A 532-nucleotide genomic window follows, 5' to 3' on the forward strand; every position below is an offset into this window, starting at 1 on the left:
AATTGTGATTTGTCGACCTGGGCTACAAAGTCTGCGAACTCATTTTGGAGGGCTAGAGGGGGGAAAATCAGTTCAAAATTTTTAATCAGTTGACCGTTTAAATTAGGTTGATTTCCTCCTCGTCCAAGTTCTCGTAATTCGCTATACCTTAGCATTAATTGATGCCAAATAAAAACTGGATTGTCTATTTTATTTGGAAATATAGCCCCACATGCTTGGTTGCTAGTAGATTCAACTTTGAGGATTGCACTTCTTCCTCTTGTTTGTCCTTGACCATACATAGCAATTAATATTGTATCAACTGGAAAAAGTTTAAGAGATGTATTTTCTAAAGCAAATTTTGTGATTTTTTCCTCAGTTTCCGTAATTTCTCTATTTATTACCTCAGTTGTTTTTACCCAATTAATCGTTCCGCTATCCCAATATAATTTATTATCTCTTGATGGTGTACTTCCACTAGAAACTTCAAATTTTTCACCTATTTTATATTTGGGGAATAATGTAGTATAAAAATCCCCAAACATCTCGTTAA

At 33.8% G+C, this 532-nt stretch carries 1 protein-coding gene; it reads right to left on the reverse strand.

The genetic code is table 11. The features are described from left to right. Positions 1 to 532 (reverse strand): restriction endonuclease subunit S (locus tag B4W83_RS11915; RefSeq protein WP_172924017.1); only part of this gene is annotated, 532 nt, incomplete at both ends.

The organism is Streptococcus pseudopneumoniae ATCC BAA-960 = CCUG 49455 (assembly GCF_002087075.1).
GTDB classification, from domain to species: Bacteria; Bacillota; Bacilli; order Lactobacillales; family Streptococcaceae; genus Streptococcus; species Streptococcus pseudopneumoniae.